The 17,781-nt window shown below is 56.7% G+C and carries 14 protein-coding genes; 12 read left to right on the forward strand and 2 right to left on the reverse strand.

Translation table 11 applies throughout. From position 1 onward, the window contains the following. Positions 1-14: 14 nt before the first annotated feature. Entirely contained in the window at positions 15-944 is a 930-nt protein-coding gene (locus PQR63_RS14185; protein ID WP_408168567.1) for an aldose 1-epimerase, read from the reverse strand. A 412-nt stretch (positions 945-1,356) separates the two neighbouring features. Between PQR63_RS14185 and PQR63_RS14190 the strand changes: the two genes are divergently transcribed. From PQR63_RS14190 to PQR63_RS14235, 10 genes are all read left to right on the forward strand, one after another. Then, the gene (locus PQR63_RS14190; protein ID WP_408168569.1) at positions 1,357-2,328 is read left to right on the forward strand and encodes an ABC transporter substrate-binding protein; all 972 of its coding nucleotides are present in this window, start codon (positions 1,357-1,359) and stop codon (positions 2,326-2,328) included. 257 nt (positions 2,329-2,585) lie between these two features. Continuing rightward, positions 2,586-4,142, forward strand: a complete 1,557-nt coding sequence (locus PQR63_RS14195; RefSeq protein WP_408168570.1) for a sugar ABC transporter ATP-binding protein — start codon at positions 2,586-2,588, stop codon at positions 4,140-4,142. 8 nt (positions 4,143-4,150) lie between these two features. Then, the gene (locus PQR63_RS14200; protein WP_408168572.1) at positions 4,151-5,230 is read left to right on the forward strand and encodes an ABC transporter permease; all 1,080 of its coding nucleotides are present in this window, start codon (positions 4,151-4,153) and stop codon (positions 5,228-5,230) included. Positions 5,231-5,246: 16 nt separating this feature from the next. Next, a complete protein-coding gene (gene yjfF / locus PQR63_RS14205) occupies positions 5,247-6,284 on the forward strand; it encodes a galactofuranose ABC transporter, permease protein YjfF (RefSeq protein WP_408168574.1) in 1,038 nt (345 codons plus the stop codon). Positions 6,285-6,497: 213 nt separating this feature from the next. Further along, on the forward strand, positions 6,498-7,571 hold the full coding sequence (chvE, locus tag PQR63_RS14210) for a multiple monosaccharide ABC transporter substrate-binding protein (RefSeq protein ID WP_094565115.1): 1,074 nt from the start codon (positions 6,498-6,500) through the stop codon (positions 7,569-7,571). A gap of 198 nt (positions 7,572-7,769) precedes the next feature. After that, positions 7,770-9,317, forward strand: a complete 1,548-nt coding sequence (gene mmsA, locus PQR63_RS14215; protein ID WP_408168575.1) for a multiple monosaccharide ABC transporter ATP-binding protein — start codon at positions 7,770-7,772, stop codon at positions 9,315-9,317. Continuing rightward, positions 9,304-10,518, forward strand: a complete 1,215-nt coding sequence (mmsB, locus tag PQR63_RS14220; protein WP_408168576.1) for a multiple monosaccharide ABC transporter permease — start codon at positions 9,304-9,306, stop codon at positions 10,516-10,518. The genes mmsA and mmsB overlap by 14 nt, the downstream gene beginning before the upstream one ends. A 109-nt stretch (positions 10,519-10,627) precedes the next feature. Next, positions 10,628-12,376: an IlvD/Edd family dehydratase gene (locus tag PQR63_RS14225; protein ID WP_408168578.1), complete on the forward strand. Its 1,749-nt coding sequence runs from the start codon at positions 10,628-10,630 to the stop codon at positions 12,374-12,376. A 12-nt stretch (positions 12,377-12,388) separates the two neighbouring features. Further along, positions 12,389-13,387: an AraD1 family protein gene (gene araD1, locus PQR63_RS14230; protein WP_408168580.1), complete on the forward strand. Its 999-nt coding sequence runs from the start codon at positions 12,389-12,391 to the stop codon at positions 13,385-13,387. 24 nt (positions 13,388-13,411) lie between these two features. Next, positions 13,412-14,188 (forward strand): SDR family NAD(P)-dependent oxidoreductase, encoded by a 777-nt coding sequence (locus tag PQR63_RS14235; protein WP_408168581.1) that lies wholly within the window; start codon positions 13,412-13,414, stop codon positions 14,186-14,188. Between the two features lie 176 nt (positions 14,189-14,364). Here PQR63_RS14235 and PQR63_RS14240 read toward each other — a convergent pair whose 3' ends face one another. Next, on the reverse strand, positions 14,365-15,306 hold the full coding sequence (locus PQR63_RS14240; protein ID WP_094565109.1) for a LysR family transcriptional regulator: 942 nt from the start codon (positions 15,304-15,306) through the stop codon (positions 14,365-14,367). Positions 15,307-15,610: 304 nt separating this feature from the next. Between PQR63_RS14240 and PQR63_RS14245 the strand changes: the two genes are divergently transcribed. Both PQR63_RS14245 and PQR63_RS14250 read left to right on the forward strand, forming a co-directional pair. Continuing rightward, positions 15,611-16,720 (forward strand): porin, encoded by a 1,110-nt coding sequence (locus PQR63_RS14245; protein WP_408168583.1) that lies wholly within the window; start codon positions 15,611-15,613, stop codon positions 16,718-16,720. A gap of 140 nt (positions 16,721-16,860) precedes the next feature. Then, complete coding sequence (locus PQR63_RS14250) at positions 16,861-17,742, forward strand: SMP-30/gluconolactonase/LRE family protein (RefSeq protein WP_408168584.1); 882 nt, start codon at positions 16,861-16,863, stop codon at positions 17,740-17,742. Positions 17,743-17,781 lie beyond the last annotated feature (39 nt).

Here is a 17,781-nt window from a genome sequence, read left to right on the forward strand (position 1 = left end):
TGCTTGTGTCATGTTCAGAGTTCACTCACCTTGAAGTGCGTGAGCAGTCGCATCGAAGCGCCGGGAGCCAGATTGACCAGTCCATCGCGGTCAGGCATATGGAAGGCATCGATAGGATGCGTTATCGGTTCCAGGCAAAAATAGTCGAGGCCGGGCGGGCGGTACATCAGGCTGTAGCCGTTGCAGTCTTCCATGCGCATTTCGATGCGCAGGCCGCGGTCGGGATAGTCGATGCGAGAGACGCCATCCCAGCCAGTGAAACAGTTGTCGATCAGCGGTCCGTCGGCAGGGAAATCCACAGTCGCAAACTGGTTGTAATCGAAGGTCGCCGGAAAACTCTGCGTATGGCCGGTCGGAATAGGATCGGCGCCGCACAGCCAGACGCCGTCGGCGCGAGATTGCAACCGCGTCGCCGCATTGCGCGGAAAGTAAGGGTGCAGGCCGAGGCCGAAGGGCAGTTCTTCTGCACCGCGGTTGGTGACTTGCAGGTCGATCTGCAGGCCGTCGTCGCGCAAGGTCAGCGTTTGCGTCGCGGAATAGGTGTAGGGATCGCCGTCGTATTGTTCCGAACTCAGGGTCAGCACCACGCTATTGTCGGTATAGGCCTCAGCCTGCCATGCCTGCAGCCAGCCGTCGCCATGGATGGGATAGTTTTCCCCGGCGCGGTTTTGCAGCACCGGATAGTGCAGGCCCTTGTGCATGAAGCCGCCTTCAGTGATGCGATTGGACCATGGCACCAGAGGGAAGCACGCCGTCGTGTAGAGATCGCTGCTACCCGCCCAGGGGCGAAACAAAGGTGTCCATTGACCGCGCCATTGCAGATCCCAGGCTGCGACGCTTGCTCCCAATGTCGGCAATACGCTCAGGCGCTGCCGTCCGGATTGCAGGGTAAGCGTCTCAATGGCTGACGCGCCGCCGTGCTGCGGTGCTGGGGATGTGGTCATGGCGTCTCGGTTGCTTGTCTCATTATTAAGGCGGATGCTGTGCGGTCTGCTCCGCTTGGTCTTGGATGGCCCTTCTCAGGCCGAACAAAAACAGGGCCGATCCTAACATTGGGTACTGATGCGGAATAATGAAAAATTAATGAAGATTGATATCAAAAACGATCTGCATTTCAACATTCCGTCACGGATGTAGTCAGGTAAAGCGCCATGCCTGTTTCAGTATCGGAAGGCGCGAAAAATTCATTGGATAGATATTCCTCACGCTCCTAATATTGATCCGCACATTTCGCTGCACGCCACGTGCAAGCGAACACGCAAAATGACGGCGTACAAGTCGGATCACCCTCGGTTCGATCACGCCGGACACCAATAAAAACAGATCGTGTTGATAAACATAATTGGAGACAACGCAATGAAAATGACACGCAGAACACTGCTGGGCGCCGCCGTTTGCATGACTTTGGGCTTGGGCGTCATGTCCTCCGCCATGTCCGCAGACAAGCCGCTGACAATCGGCTTCTCACAAGTTGGCGCCGAAAGCGAATGGCGTACCGCTAATACCGTTTCGATCAAGGACGCCGCCAAGAAGGCCGGCGTGAACCTGAAATTCGCCGATGCGCAGCAAAAGCAGGAGAACCAGGTCAAGGCGATCCGCTCCTTCATTGCGCAAAAAGTCGATGTGATCGCTTTCTCGCCGGTGGTTGAATCGGGATGGGATACCGTCCTGCGCGAAGCCAAGGCTGCCAAGATTCCTGTGATCCTGACGGATCGCGCCGTCAACGTCACCGACAAATCGCTGTATGTGACCTTCATCGGTTCCGATTTCGTTGAAGAAGGCCGCCGTGCAGCACGCTGGTTGCTGGATCGCGCCAAGACCATGCCTGCCGGCGACATCAACATCGTCGAGCTGCAAGGTACTGTCGGCTCGGCACCTGCAATCGACCGCAAGGCCGGTTTCGAAGAAATCATCAAGACCAATCCGAACCTGAAGATCATCCGCTCGCAAACCGGCGATTTCACCCGCGCCAAGGGCAAGGAAGTCATGGAAGCCTTCCTGAAGGCTGACGGCAAGAAGATCAATGTGCTCTACGCGCATAACGACGACATGGCCATCGGCGCTATTCAGGCCATCGAAGAAGCCGGCATGAAACCGGGCAAGGATATCCTCGTGATCTCCATCGACGGCGTAAAGGGCGCGTTTGAAGCCATGATGGCCGGCAAGCTCAACGTCACCGTCGAGTGCAGCCCGTTGCTCGGACCGCAACTCATGTCGATCGCCAAGGATGTGAAGGCCGGCAAGGAAGTGCCGAAGCGCATCACAACGGAAGAAGGCGTATTCCCTGCGGAAGTGGCCGCCAAGGAATTCCCTAATCGTAAATATTGATCGGCAGCGGTTCAGGTACTAATCTGAATCAGTGTTGATCGTATCGCCGGGGGCGGCGACGTCCCCGGTCTTGTTCTCCTCCTCTGGAGTATCCCCCTGGGCCTTGAGGGTCTGACACCATGCCATTGACTGCCTGTTAATGAATAAGGCGACGATTGCATCCTGTCATCGGCATGGTGTCGGGCCTTCTGTAAAAAAAGGCTTTGTGCGGCGGGCTTAAGTTTTAAGTCCGCCGTCTTTTCTTTTCTGGAATTGCCATGTCGAACGCAACCAGAGTTGCCACCAGTGCCGAACCGGCGCTGGAATTAATCGGCATCCACAAAGCATTCACCGGCGTCAAGGCCCTGACCGATGTCGGCCTGCGTCTCTATCCCGGCGAAGTCCATACCCTGATGGGGCAAAATGGCGCCGGCAAGTCAACCCTGATCAAAGTGCTGACCGGCGTGTACACGCCCGACAGCGGCCGCATCCTCCTCAATGGCCGTGCGATCCAGCCCGGCTCCACACTGGAAGCGCAGCAGCTCGGCATCAGCACGGTGTATCAGGAAGTGAATCTGTGCCCGAATTTATCCGTGGCCGAGAACATCTTCATCGGCCGCTACCCGCGCAAATGGGGTGGCTTTGGTCCCATCGACTGGGCCACGATGCACCGCCGCGCGACCAAACTGCTGGCCAAGCTCGATTTGCATATCGACGTACAAAAGCAGCTATCTTCGTATCCGTTGGCGATCCAGCAAATGGTGGCGATTTCGCGTGCGGTGAGCGTGTCGGCCAGCGTGCTGATTCTCGATGAGCCTACCTCCAGTCTTGATGAAGCGGAAGTGCAACTGCTCTTCAAAGTCTTACGCAGCCTGCGTGACGAAGGCATGGCGATCTTGTTCGTCACGCATTTCCTTGATCAGACTTACGAAATCTCCGACCGCATCACCGTACTGCGCAACGGCGTACGTGAAGGGGAATACGCCGCCAGCGAATTGTCGCGGCTCGACTTGGTCAACAAGATGGTCGGCGTACAGATTGATGCCACTGCCGCAGGCAATGCCTTGGCCGCCAATGCCGAGATCACGCCAGCCGCCCGCGATGGCGAAGTGTTTCTGCAGGCGCGCGGCTTGGGACGCAAGGGCGCTCTTGCGCCACAGGATCTGGATTTGCGTGCCGGTGAAGTGTTCGGCCTGTGCGGCCTGCTCGGTTCCGGCCGTACCGAAGCGGCGCGCTTGCTGTTCGGTGCCGACAAGGCCGACAGCGGCACGATCAGCATCAAGGGTGAGGTAGTGAAATTTTCCACGCCGCGCGATGCGATTTCGGCAGGTATCGGTTTTTGCTCCGAAGACCGCAAGAAAGAGGGCGCGATCCTGGAGTTGTCGGTGCGTGAAAACATCATCCTCGCGCTACAAGCACGCAATGGTCTGCTGCACGTGATTCCCCGCAAGCGCCAACAGCAGATTGCCTCCGATTACGTGAAATGGCTGGGCATCAAGACGCCCGACATTGATACGCCGATCGGTTCGCTGTCCGGCGGCAATCAGCAAAAAGCCTTGCTGGCGCGCTGGCTGGCGACCGATCCCGACATGCTGATCCTGGATGAGCCGACGCGCGGTATCGACGTGCGCGCCAAGCAGGAAATCATGGATTTCGTCATGGCGCTGTGCCACAAAGGCATGGCGATTCTTTTCATTTCTTCCGAAATACCCGAAGTCCTGCGCTGCAGCGACCGCATGCTGGTGCTGCGTGATCGTGAAGGCTGCGGCGAATACCTGCGCGGCGAGCTCGACGATGCGTCGGTGTTGCAGGTAATTGCGGGAGAAACAGTGTGAGTGCATCAATGAATTCAAATCTGGTTTCCGGACAGGACAAGAACGATCCTGCCGGCTGGCGTGTTTTGCAGGGATTGCGGCATCCTTTGGCACGTCCTTTGGGGGCGCTGGCAGTACTGTTGCTGATCGACTTTTTCATGATTCCGGGCTTCTTCCGCATCGAGCTCAAGGATGGCCATCTGTACGGTAGCGTGATCGACATCGTCAATCGCGCGGCACCGCTGATGCTGGCGGCGCTGGGCATGACGCTGGTGATCGCGACGCGCGGCATCGATATTTCGGTCGGTGCAGTGGTGGCGATTTCCGGTACAGTCGCGGCGATGCTGATCGGCGGCACCATGGTGATGAACAACGGTGTGCAGGAATACGCCAGCAATATCCCCATGGGTTGGGCGATTGCCGCTGCGATGGGGGCAGCAATCCTGTGCGGCGCGTGGAATGGCCTGTTGGTGGCGACACTGGGTTTGCAGCCCATCATCGCAACGCTGATCCTGATGGTGGCGGGGCGCGGTCTGGCGCAGTTGATGACCGATGGTCAGATCATCACGGTGTATTACAAGCCGTTCTTCTACATCGGCAGCGGCTATCTGTTCGGCTTGCCGTTCTCGCTGTTCATCGTGGCCGGCATGTTCATTGTGCTGGCGCTGCTGATGCGCAAGACGGCGCTGGGACTGTTCATCCAGTCGGTCGGCATCAACCCGGTGGCGTCGCGCCTGGCGGGGATCCGTACGGCTGCGCTGATCTTTTTCGTCTATATCTTCTGTAGCGCCTGCGCCGGTATGGCAGGGCTGATGATCAGCGCCAATATCAAGAGCGCTGACGCCAACAATGCCGGCCTGTTACTGGAGCTGGATGCCATCCTGGCCGTGACGCTGGGCGGCACCTCGCTGGCCGGCGGCAAGTTCAGTCTGGTCGGCAGCGTGATCGGTGCGCTGATTATTCAGGCGCTGACCTACACCATTTATTCGCTGGGCGTGCCGCCGGAGGTCAATATGGTGGTCAAGTCGGTGGTGGTGTTCTTGGTTTGTCTGTCGCAGTCGCCTGAATTCCGCCGCCTGCGCTTGTTCAAATCCGGCAATCAAGTCTAAGCATTCAGGATAAATCATGAAGAATTTTCGCTCCTTGCTGGCGACGCCTTACTTCACCTCGCTGGTCACTGTCGCCTTGCTGGTGGTGCTGTTCGCGATGGGTTCGGTCGCTTACGACGGCTTCTTTTCGGCGCAGGTGGTGCTCAACCTGCTGATCGATAACGCTTTTCTGCTGGTGATCGGCATCGGCATGACCTTCGTCATTCTGTCGGGCGGCATCGATCTGTCAGTCGGTTCGGTGTTGGCGCTGACGACGATGATTTCGGCTTATCTGCTGCATGCGTGGCATTGGCATCCCTTGCTGGTGATCGTCTGCGTGCTGGTGCTGGGCGGGTTGTTCGGCGCAGCAATGGGCATGCTGATCCATTTCTTCAAGCTGCAGCCTTTCATCGTCACGCTGGCGGGGATGTTCCTGGCGCGCGGCTTGTGTTATCTGATCAGTATCAATTCCATCACCATCGACGATCCCTTGTATGTGGCGATGTCGCAGACGCGGCTGGAGTTGGGATTCGGATTCGGCGACGCCTTCGTCTCACCAAGCGTGGTGATCGCGGTACTGATGCTGGCGCTGGCGATCTATCTGGCGCATTTCACCCGTTTCGGCCGCGCCGTCTACGCCGTCGGCGGCAATGAGCATTCGGCCTTGCTGATGGGCTTGCCGGTCGGACGCACCAAAATCGCGATTTACGCTTTCAGCGGTTTCTGCGCGGCGCTGGCGGGTGTATTGTTCTCGTTCTATATGTTGTCCGGCTATGGCTTGCATGCGCAGGGCACTGAGCTGGACGCCATCGCGGCGGTGGTGATCGGCGGCACCTTGCTGACCGGTGGCTACGGCTACGTGGCAGGGACGCTGACCGGCGTGCTGATTCTGGGCGTGATCCAGACCCTGATCGCCTTCGACGGTACCTTGAGTTCGTGGTGGACCAAGATTGTGATTGGCGTGCTGCTGTTTGTGTTTTGTCTGGCGCAGCGCTTGATGTCGCTGGGTGCGGCCAAGGCTTCAGATGCGAATACCGGCAACGCTGCCGTCAAGCCAGCCGCGCAGGCAGCGTAAGTCGCAAATACTTGAGACGCGAGTTATCGAGAGTTAGTGCGTTTGCGCAAAAAAGTGATGCTGAAAACAATATTGGTTTCATGAAAAAAATCATTAGAAATGTATTGCTCTAATGGTTATCTTAGAGGCCTTGCAGAACATCGAGCGTTCCCCGCGCGTTTTGACATGTTTTGCATTGCTAGTAAAACAACAAACAACTTAGGAGACAGAAGTATGAAACTCAAATCGGTATTGGCCGGGCTGACACTCGGCCTGAGCATGGGTCTGATGGCTGTGAGCGCGCAAGTCAGCGCCCAGACCAAAGGCCTGATCGGGATCTCGATGCCGACCAAATCGTCGGCGCGCTGGATCGCCGACGGCAATAACATGGTCAAGGTATTCAAGGAAAAGGGCTACCAGACCGACCTGCAATACGCGGAAGACGACATCCCGAATCAGCTGGCGCAGATCGAGAACATGGTGACCAAGGGTGTAAAAGTACTGGTCATCGCTGCGATTGACGGTACGACTTTGTCCGATGTGCTGCAAAAAGCTGCCGACAAGGGCATCAAGGTCATCGCTTATGACCGCCTGATCCGCAACTCCAAGAACGTCGACTACTACGCAACTTTCGATAACTACCAGGTCGGCGTGCTGCAAGCGTCGTACATCGAAAAGGCGCTGGATCTGAAGGGCGGCAAGGGTCCATTCAATATCGAACTGTTCGGCGGTTCGGCTGACGACAACAACGCATTCTTCTTCTACAACGGCGCCATGTCGGTGCTGAAGCCATACATCGACAAGGGCAAGCTGGTCGTGCGCAGCAAACAGCTGGGCATGGACAAGGTTGCGACCCTGCGTTGGGACGGTGCGACTGCGCAAGCTCGTATGGATAACCTGCTGAGCGCCTACTACGGCAATGCTCACGTTGACGCAGTGCTGTCGCCATATGACGGTATCAGTATCGGTATCATCTCGTCGCTCAAGGGCGTCGGCTACGGTACGCCGAAGCTGCCGATGCCGGTCGTGACCGGTCAGGATGCGGAAGTTCCTTCAGTCAAGTCCATCATCCGCGGCGAACAACGTTCGACCATCTTCAAGGACACACGTGAACTGGCCAAGGTCACTGTTTCCATGGTGGACGCCGTATTGTCGGGCAAAGCACCAACCATCAACGACACCAAGACCTATAACAATGGCGTCAAGGTCATCCCTTCGTACCTGTTGAAGCCGGTCAGTGTTGACGCCAGCAACTGGAAAGAAGTGCTGGTTGGCAGCGGCTACTACACCGAAGCCCAAGTGAAGTAATTTGCTTGTTCGGCCAGGTAAGTATGTTTCGGTCAGCGAAGGCTGACCGGACAAAAAAGCAGCCCCGCGCCGCGCGCGCGGGGTTGGTGTTTCCGGAGAAGGTGTCGTTGCGGTATTTTTGCAGCAGCCTGGACCGGGAAAGCGGCCCGCAACATCCCACCACCATGCAGGCCGGAGCAGAAGAAGAGGTCAGAACACATGAGTACAATTCTGGAAATGCGCGGAATTGAGAAGACATTCCCAGGTGTCAAGGCGCTCAATAACGTCAACCTGGCAGTGCGCACCGGCGAAATCCACGCCGTGGTCGGCGAGAACGGCGCCGGCAAATCCACCTTGATGAAAGTCCTTAGCGGCGTCTATCCGCACGGCACTTATTCCGGCGACATCGTTTATCAGGGTCAGACACGCGAATTCAGAGATATCGTCGACAGCGAAAGCGTCGGCATCATCATCATCCATCAGGAGCTGGCACTGGTGCCGCTGCTGTCGATTACCGAGAATCTTTTCCTCGGCAACGAACAAGCCACCGGCGGCGTGATCGACTGGGAGCAGTCTTACGCCAAAGCGAAGGAATTGCTGGCCAAGGTCGGCCTCAAGGATCCGCCATCGACGCTGATCACCAACCTCGGCGTCGGCAAGCAACAGCTGATCGAGATTGCCAAGGCCTTGTCGAAAGAGGTCAAGCTGCTGATCCTCGACGAGCCTACCGCCAGCCTCAACGAAAGCGATAGCGATGCCTTGCTCGAACTGCTCCTGGAGCTGAAGGCGCAGGGTATTTCGTCTATCCTGATTTCGCACAAGCTCAACGAAATTTCCAAAGTAGCCGACTCCATCACCGTGCTGCGCGATGGCGCGACGGTCGATACCTTCGACTGCCGCAAGGAAGCCATCAGCGAAGACCGCATTATTCAGAACATGGTCGGCCGCGAGATGGCGGATCGTTATCCCAAGCGCGAGCCACAGATCGGCGAGACCATTTTTGAAGTCAAGCAGTGGCGCGTGCATCATCCGATTCATCCTGAACGCGTGGTGATCAAGGACATTGATTTCACCGTGCGCAAGGGCGAGATCGTCGGCATCGCGGGCCTCATGGGCGCTGGCCGTACTGAGTTGGCCAAGAGTATTTTTGGCCGCGCTTACGGCACCAAGATCAGCGGTGAAGTTCATCTGCATGGCAAGAAGATCGACGTCAGCACGATTCAGAAGGCCATCAATCACGGCATCGCTTACGTGACCGAAGACCGTAAGGGTGACGGTCTGGTACTGGACGAAGACATCAAGAAGAACATCTCGCTGGCGAACCTCGGTGCGGTGTCCGACAAATCGGTGATCGATGAGGCGCGCGAATTCAAGGTGGCGGACGATTTTCGCAGCAAGATGCGCATTCGCTGTTCCAGTGTGTTGCAGCGCGTAGTCAATCTGTCCGGCGGCAATCAGCAAAAGGTGGTGCTCAGCAAATGGCTGTTTTCCAATCCGGAAGTGCTGATCCTGGACGAACCGACACGCGGCATCGACGTCGGCGCCAAGTTTGAAATCTATACCCTGATCAGCCTGCTGGCTGCCGAGGGCAAATGCATCATCATGATCTCGTCGGAAATGCCGGAACTGTTGGGCATGTGCGACCGGATCTATGTCATGAACGAAGGGCAATTCGTCGGCCAGTACACGGCGGCGGATGCATCGCAAGAAAAAATCATGCGTTCCATCGTAAGGAACGAGAGGATTGTGAAGAATGGAGAACACTGAAATGAGCAAGAAACCTACGCTCGACGCGGTCCCTGAAGCCAAGCGGGAATACGCCGGCTTCCTTAAAAACAACATGCGCGAATACGGCATGCTGCTGTCGCTGGTGGCGATCATGGCCTTCTTTCAGGTCATGACCGACGGCACGCTGATGCAGCCGCTCAACCTGACCAACCTGGTGCTGCAAAACAGCTACGTGGTGATCATGGCGCTGGGCATGCTGATGGTGATTGTCGCCGGCCATATCGACTTGTCGGTCGGCTCGGTGGTTGGTTTCATCGGTGCGCTGGCTGCGGTGCTGATGGTCAATTATGAGATGAACTTCATCGTGACCATCGTCATTTGTTTGATCGCCGGCGCAGCCATCGGTGCTGCGCAAGGTTACTGGGTAGCGTTCTTCCGTATCCCGTCCTTCATCGTCACCTTGGCCGGCATGCTGGTGTTCAAGGGACTGACGCTGGCACTGCTGGAAGGCCAGTCGGTGGGACCATTCCCACGCGGTTTCCAATTACTGAGCTCGGGCTTCATTCCTGAATTCTTCCCTGATACCGCGAGCGTGCGCCTGACCTCCTTGCTGGTCGGCTTGGCCGCAGCAGCAATCCTGCTGGCGGTGAAAGTCCACGGTCGCAGCAAGCAAGTCAAGCACGGCATGGAAGAAGAGCCAGCTTTATTCTTCCTGCTGAAGAACGGTTTGTTTGCTGTCGCGATCATCGCCTTCAGCTACATGATGGCGTCCTACAAGGGTATGCCGAATGTGCTGATCATCATGTTCGCACTGATGGTGGTCTATACCTTTGTTACCAATCGCACCACGATCGGTCGTCGTGTCTACGCTGTCGGCGGTAATGAAAAAGCCGCCAAGCTGTCCGGCATCAAGACCGAACGCGTAAGCTTCTACACCTTTGTCAACATGGGCATGCTGGCGGCGCTGGCCGGCCTGATCTTCGCGGCCCGCCTGAATACCGCGACGCCAAAAGCCGGTACCGGTTTTGAGCTGGACGTGATCGCGGCTTGCTTCATCGGCGGCGCATCCGCAACCGGCGGTGTCGGCAAGGTGATGGGCGCGGTCATTGGCGCCTTCATCATGGGCGTGATGAACAATGGCATGTCCATCATGGGTATCGGTATCGATTATCAGCAGGTGATCAAAGGCCTGGTGTTGTTGGCAGCCGTATTCTTTGACGTCTACAACAAAAATAAATAATAAGAATTCTGCACGAGGGGGTGGCTGCAAAAGTTGATGTTTGCAGCCGGTTTTGATCAGTGTCGCCACATCGGGAGGTGGCGACCGCATTATTCCAATGGATGAGTAAATGACTATCGACAAGAAGCGCACGCTGCGTTCGGCAGCATGGTTCGGTACAGCCGACAAGAATGGCTTCATGTACCGCAGCTGGATGAAGAATCAAGGTATTCCCGATCACGAGTTTCAAGGCAAGCCGGTTATCGGCATCTGCAACACCTGGTCCGAACTGACACCGTGCAATGCGCACTTCCGCAAGATCGCTGAACATGTCAAGCGCGGCATCATTGAGGCAGGCGGTTTCCCGGTGGAGTTTCCGGTGTTTTCCAACGGCGAGTCCAACCTGCGTCCGACTGCCATGCTTACGCGCAATCTGGCCAGCATGGACGTCGAAGAATCGATCCGTGGTAATCCGCTGGATGCGGTCGTGCTGCTGGTCGGCTGCGACAAGACCACGCCTGCGTTGCTGATGGGCGCTGCCAGTTGCGACGTCCCGGCGATCGTTGTCACCGGCGGTCCGATGCTGAACGGCAAACACGAAGGCAAGGACATTGGTTCCGGCACCGTAGTCTGGCAACTGAGCGAGCAAGTCAAGGCGGGCAAGATTTCGATTCATGAATTCATGTCGGCCGAAGCCGGCATGTCGCGTTCGGCCGGCACCTGCAACACCATGGGTACCGCCTCGACGATGGCCTGCATGGCCGAAGCGCTGGGTACATCCTTGCCGCACAACGCGGCGATTCCCGCCGTTGATTCGCGCCGCTACGTGCTGGCGCACATGTCCGGCATGCGTATCGTCGACATGGTGTGGGAAGGCTTGACCTTGTCCAAGATCCTGACACGCGAAGCGTTTGAAAATGCCATCCGCGTCAACGCCGCCATCGGCGGTTCGACTAACGCAGTTATCCATCTGAAAGCCATCGCCGGCCGTATTGGCGTCGATCTGGAATTGGAAGACTGGACGCGCGTTGGCCGTGGCACGCCAACCATCGTCGACTTGCAGCCTTCCGGCCGCTTCCTGATGGAAGAGTTCTATTACGCCGGTGGCTTGCCTGCGGTGTTGCGCCGTCTCGGCGAAGCCGATCTGATTCCGCACAAGAACGCATTGACCGTCAACGGCAAGACGCTGTGGGAAAACAATCAGGATGCGCCGATCTACAACGATGAAGTGGTGCGCAAACTCGACAACCCGTTGATCGATGACGGCGGCATCTGCATCCTGCGCGGCAATCTGTCGCCACGCGGTGCAGTCTTGAAGCCATCCGCCGCCTCGCCCGAGCTGATGAAGCATCGCGGCAAGGCAGTCGTGTTCGAAGACTTCACGCATTACAAAGAACGCATCAACGATCCTGATCTGGACGTTGACGCCAGCTCGGTGCTGGTGATGAAGAATTGCGGCCCCAAGGGTTATCCGGGCATGGCTGAAGTCGGCAACATGGGCTTGCCGCCCAAGCTGCTGGCGCAAGGCGTCAAGGACATGGTACGTATTTCCGATGCGCGCATGAGCGGTACCGCCTACGGCACCGTAGTGTTGCACGTAGCGCCGGAAGCCGCCGCCGGTGGGCCGCTGGGCATCGTGCAGGACGGCGATTGGATCGAAATGGATTGCGCGGCAGGCCGCCTGCATCTCGACATCAGTGACGAAGAAATGGCCCAGCGCCAGACCGCACGCGCCGAAAAGCTGGCGCAGGTCAAGCCGGCAATGCAGGGCGGTTATCAGTCGCTGTACATCGACCGCGTCTTGCAGGCCGATGATGGCTGCGATTTCGACTTCCTGGTCGGTTGCCGTGGTGCTGCCGTCCCTAAGCATTCTCATTAAGGAGTAACAAGCATGTTGCTGGTGCAATTCAAACAAGCCGACGGCAATCGCCATGTCGGCGTTCTCGACGATGACGGCAAGAAGATCCGCGTTGTAGACGGCTATCGCAGTACCTACGCATTGGCGCGTGCCGCCATTGCCAAGAAAAGTTCTCTGCAGGATTTCGCCAACGCCGCGCTCGGTTCGACCGTGGTCGACTACGCGCAGATCGCTGCAAGCGGTGGTCTGCTGGCCCCGCTGGATCATGAAGACACCGCGCACTGTTACGTCACCGGCACCGGCTTGACCCATCTGGGCAGCGCCGACGGTCGCGACGCCATGCACAAAAAGCTCGATGGCGCAGGCGATAATCTGACCGACAGCATGAAGATGTTCCGCATGGGGCTGGAAGGCGGCAAGCCTGCTGCCGGCAAGATCGGCGTGCAGCCGGAATGGTTCTACAAGGGCGACGGCTCCATCGTGCGTGCTGCGGAAGAACCGTTGGCGATGCCGCACTTCGCGCTCGATGGCGGTGAAGAACCGGAGATCGCCGGTCTGTACATTATCGGCGACAACGGCCAGCCTTATCGCCTCGGTTTCGCCATTGGTAACGAGTTTTCAGATCACGTCACGGAACGTCAGAACTACCTGTTCCTGGCGCATTCCAAGTTGCGTGTCTGTTCGGTCGGCCCGGCGCTGCTGGTGGGTGAACTGCCTGCGCATGTGCAAGGCATGTCGCGTATCCGTGCGCACGACGGCAAGGTACGTTGGGAAAAACCTTTCCTCAGCGGCGAAGACAATATGTCGCATACGGTTGCCAATCTTGAATACCATCACTTCAAATACCCGCTGTTCCGTCGTCCCGGCGATGTGCACATTCACTTCTTCGGCACGGCGACATTGAGCTGCTCAGACAACATCACCGTTGCACCTGGCGAGACGTTTGAAATCGACGTCGCTGCATTCGGCCCGGCGCTGCGCAATCGTCTGAGCCTGGATGATGTGCCGCATCCGCAGATCAACGTGCTCTGAGCAAAATCTAATTCTGGAGAATTTATGTCTGCAACATATCAACTTGCGAGCTATCCCAGCCTGAAGGGCAAGCGCGTATTCGTCACCGGCGGGGGCACCGGCATCGGTGCGGCAATCGTCAGCTCTCTGGCGGAACAAGGCGCTGTTGTCGCCTTTGTCGACATCGCCAAAGATGCCAGCGAAGCCTTGTGCAAGAAGATCGTCGATGCCGGCTTTGCTGCGCCGTCGTTTCGCTACTGCGATCTGCGCGACATTTCGTCGCTGCAAAACACGATCAAGGATCTGGCTGCACAGCTCGGCGATTTCGACGTATTGGTGAACAACGCCGCCAATGATGAGCGCCACAAGCTGGAAGACGTGACGCAGGAATATTGGGACAACCGCATTGCGATCAATCAGCGTCCGTCGTTCTTTGCCGTCCAGGCGGTTGCGCCGGGTATGATCAAGAAGAAGGCCGGTTCCATCATCAATTTCAGTTCGATCAGCTGGCATACTTCCAGCGGCGGTTTTCCGGTCTATACCACGGCTAAGTCGTCGGTACTGGGTCTGACACGCGGCTTGGCACGCGATCTCGGTGCGCACAATATCCGCGTCAATACCGTGACGCCGGGCTGGGTCATGACGGAACGTCAGATTGAGTTGTGGCTGGATGAAAAGGGTAAGGAAGACATCAAGCGCAATCAATGTTTGCAGGGTGAATTGCTGCCTTGGCATTTGGCGCGGATGGTGTTGTTCCTCGCGTCGGATGAGAGCGTCATGTGTACGGCACAGGAATTCATCGTAGACGCCGGCTGGGCGTAGATTGGTGATAAAGCACCGCTAGCCGCGTTGCGCCGCCTTGCCGTGCTCACGCACTGTCTGCGTTGGCGCGCCTTGCTATCGGCACTTTCTCACCAATCTATGTGAGAGATGAGAAAGGCCAAAAACAAAAAAGCGAGACTTTGGGTCTCGCTTTTTTACGTCTGCAATTTTCGAAATCAGTAAATCGTTTTCGCCACATCCCTGATCGCCTGTTGCAAAATAACCGCGCCCGGCGACAGCAGATGTTCGCGGCGGGTGATGATGCCGAAGCCGTCCATCTTGCACGGCAATTCGATCGGCAGCAGATCCATCAGCCGCGCCTGGGAATAGTAGCGCGCCACCTCAGTGGGCATCGCGTACAGGAAATCGGTCTGCTGCAGCAGGCTGGTGATGGTGAGGATCGCGGTGGTGTCGACCACGTTGGCGGGGGGCGTTAGCCCACTCTTGCGGAACATCAGGTCAACGCGACTGCGCAGGATGCTGCCTTTGGGTGCCATGATCCACGGATCGTCGACGATGTCTTTTAACTCAAGATTTTTGTGCTCGTGCAGCGGATGACCGACACGGGCAACGGCGCAGATCGGTTCGTCGGACAACTCTTCGTAGTGCAAATTGTGGCTGACTTCTTCGTCGAGAATGCGCGCCACCAGAAAATCCAGATCGCCGCGTAACAGACGTGCCAGCAGGATGTTGCTGCTCTCAACTTCCACGCCGATGCGCAACATCGGTGAGTGTTCCTTGACGCGCGCAATCGCAGCCGGGATCAGTGACATGCCGGGCGACAGGATGACGCCGACGTCGACCTGGCCGGACAGGCCGGACTTCAGTGCGACGATGTCCTCGTGTGCTTTTGACAAGCTGGTGAGCGCCATCCGCGAGTGGCGGATCATGGCTTCGCCGTAGATCGTGGGACGCATGCCGCGTGGCAGGCGATCAAACAGCGTGACGCCGAGTGTGTCTTCCAGGTCCTTGAGTTGTTTGGACGCGGCGGGTTGCGTCATGTTTAATTCGTTGGCTGCGCGATGAATATTTCGTTCGTCATCTAGCGCGATTAACAGCAAGAGTTGCCGTGTTTTCAGACGCGCACGCAGAAACCAATTCGGGTCGCTGTTCTTCATTTGTCTCCACCATTTCTTATATCTTTCGATGATATCAAATCAAGTATCGGCTTAGGCAAATAATTCATTAGAAATATATGTCGCGAATCCTTAGTATCTAGGCCAGTTCACAACGATTTCACGTTGTGATCTTCACGTTGAAATGACGCTTCTGAAAAGCTTGTCGAACGGTTATGAAAACCGGTATCGAGGGGAGTTTTTGCGCGCCGATTTAGCGTGACGTAAGAAAAGAAAACGTAAAAAAGTGCGGGTGCGGCAATCGACTACACCCAGTTAAAACTACAAAGTTCTACGGAGACCTCAGATGACTCAGTCCATCTCAACCAAAACCATTCTCAAGGCCTTGGGCACGGCCTCGTTGTTCGGCGCATGCCTGGCATCCGCGCAGGCGGAAGACAGTGTGACCATTTACGGTCGCGTCGTCGCAGGCGTTGACGTTCAAACGAACGTGCATCAGACCAACGGCAACACCGGCACGCAAGTACGCGCTGCCAGCAATCAGTGGGGCACCAGCATGATCGGTTTCAAGGGCAAGGAAGATCTGGGCGGCGGTCTGAACAGCTTCTTCCTGCTGGAGTCCGGTTTCGGCGCGACCAAAGGCGCCACCAACGGCACCGCATTGTTCAATCGTCGTTCGTATGTCGGCCTGAATGGCAGCGCCGGTTCGGTTAAAGTCGGTAAGAACTTGTTCATCGACAATGACGTCTGGTTCCTCGATCCAACCGGTCAGCAGTGGATCGGTACCGCGAATCTGGTGCATGGTCGCAACTGGGGTGGCGCCAACAACATCATCGAGTATCAGACTCCGACATGGGGCGGGTTCAATGCCACTTTCCAGACCAGCCTGGGAGAAAAAGCCGGTTCGACTACCAAAGGTCGCAAGGATGGCGTGTCGCTGGTCTATCAAAATCAAGGTCTGGAATTGCGCGCGATCTACGATCTGGTTCGTGACGCCAATGGAAAATACGGAAGCATCAAGACGAATGACGACGGGACGACAACTGCTGGCACTATCTATGACTCATCCAAAGAGCTGATTCTGGGTGGTACTTACACCATCGACAAACTGAAGATGTATCTGGGTTATGAAAACCTGAAGGCTCCGGATGTTGCTCCTGGTTCCACGGACAAGGTCAATCATTACTGGGTCGGCGCCAACTATCAGGTCTCGCCTGCGTTGACCTTGATCGGTTCGGTCTTCCACGTTAATGCCAACAACAACGGCGGTTCGGCCAACCTGTTCATGGCTGGTCTGAACTACAACCTGTCGAAGCGTACCTTGCTGTACGTCGGCGCGGGCACAGTGCGCAACAGCGGTGCGGGTACCTTCTCGCTGGAAGCCGACGAAGCTGGTGCACCATTGGCTGGTCAAAGCCAGACTGGCGGCTATGTCGGTATCGCTCACTCGTTCTGATCGTATGAGGATCCGATCATAATGTGCAGCAGAGCGCAGTAAAACGCAGCAACGAAAGGGGGCAAGCCACGGCTTGCCTTTTTTCGTTTAAAGTTGATTGAACGCAGTGTTCCAAAAAAGTAAAACGGAGATGATGTCGTATGCAAGCAAGCCTGATCGTTGATGGTAAATGTGAACTCGGTGAATGCGCGATCTGGTGCGATCGTACGCAGTCGGTGTTCTGGACAGATATTCAGGCCTCGGTGTTGTGGAATTACCGTCCTGCGGATGGCGTTACGCGTAGTTGGATCATGCCGGAACGGTTGTCGGTCTTCGCGCTGACGGCACAAACCAATCGCCTGCTGATTGGCCTCGCCTCGAGGCTGGCTTTTTTTGATCTGGATACACGGGCAATCACGCCGATCTGCCGGATTGAAGATGATCTGCCGACTACACGTCTGAACGACGGTCGTTGCGATCGTCAGGGGCGTTTCGTATTCGGCACGTTGAATGAGGATAAAGGGCGTGCACCTATCGGCAGCTACTATCGCCTCAATACCGAGCTCAGCCTGGAGCGATTGCCGCTGCCGGGCGTAGCGATTCCCAACAGCGTGTGTTTCAGTCCTGATGGAACGCGCATGTATTACTGCGACACGATGCAGGGGAAGATCATGTGTTGTGATTACGATGTCGTCACCGGCGCAATCAGCGGACAGCGTCTGTTCGTTGATCTGGCTGGCGAGAAGGGTAGTCCCGACGGATCCGCGATCGATAGTCAGGGATATCTCTGGAACGCACAATGGGGTGGTGCGCGCGTGGTGCGCTATGCGCCGGATGGTTTGGTGGATCGCATTATCGCCGTGCCGGTGTCGCAGCCGAGCTGTCCAGCTTTCGGTGGTACTGATCTGGATACGTTATTTGTGACGACTGCGCATGAAGGAATGGATGCATCGCAACGCGCGTGTGAGCCGCTATCGGGAGGATTGTTTTCTGTCGTTCTCGATGGGGTGAAAGGGATTCCGGAAGTACGTTTTGGCGGATGACTACGAGGATGATTTGGACAAGAAAAAGCCCGGCATGAT

It is taken from the genome of Herbaspirillum rhizosphaerae, from assembly GCF_046025915.1.
Classification (GTDB): Bacteria; Pseudomonadota; Gammaproteobacteria; order Burkholderiales; family Burkholderiaceae_D; genus Herbaspirillum; species Herbaspirillum rhizosphaerae_A.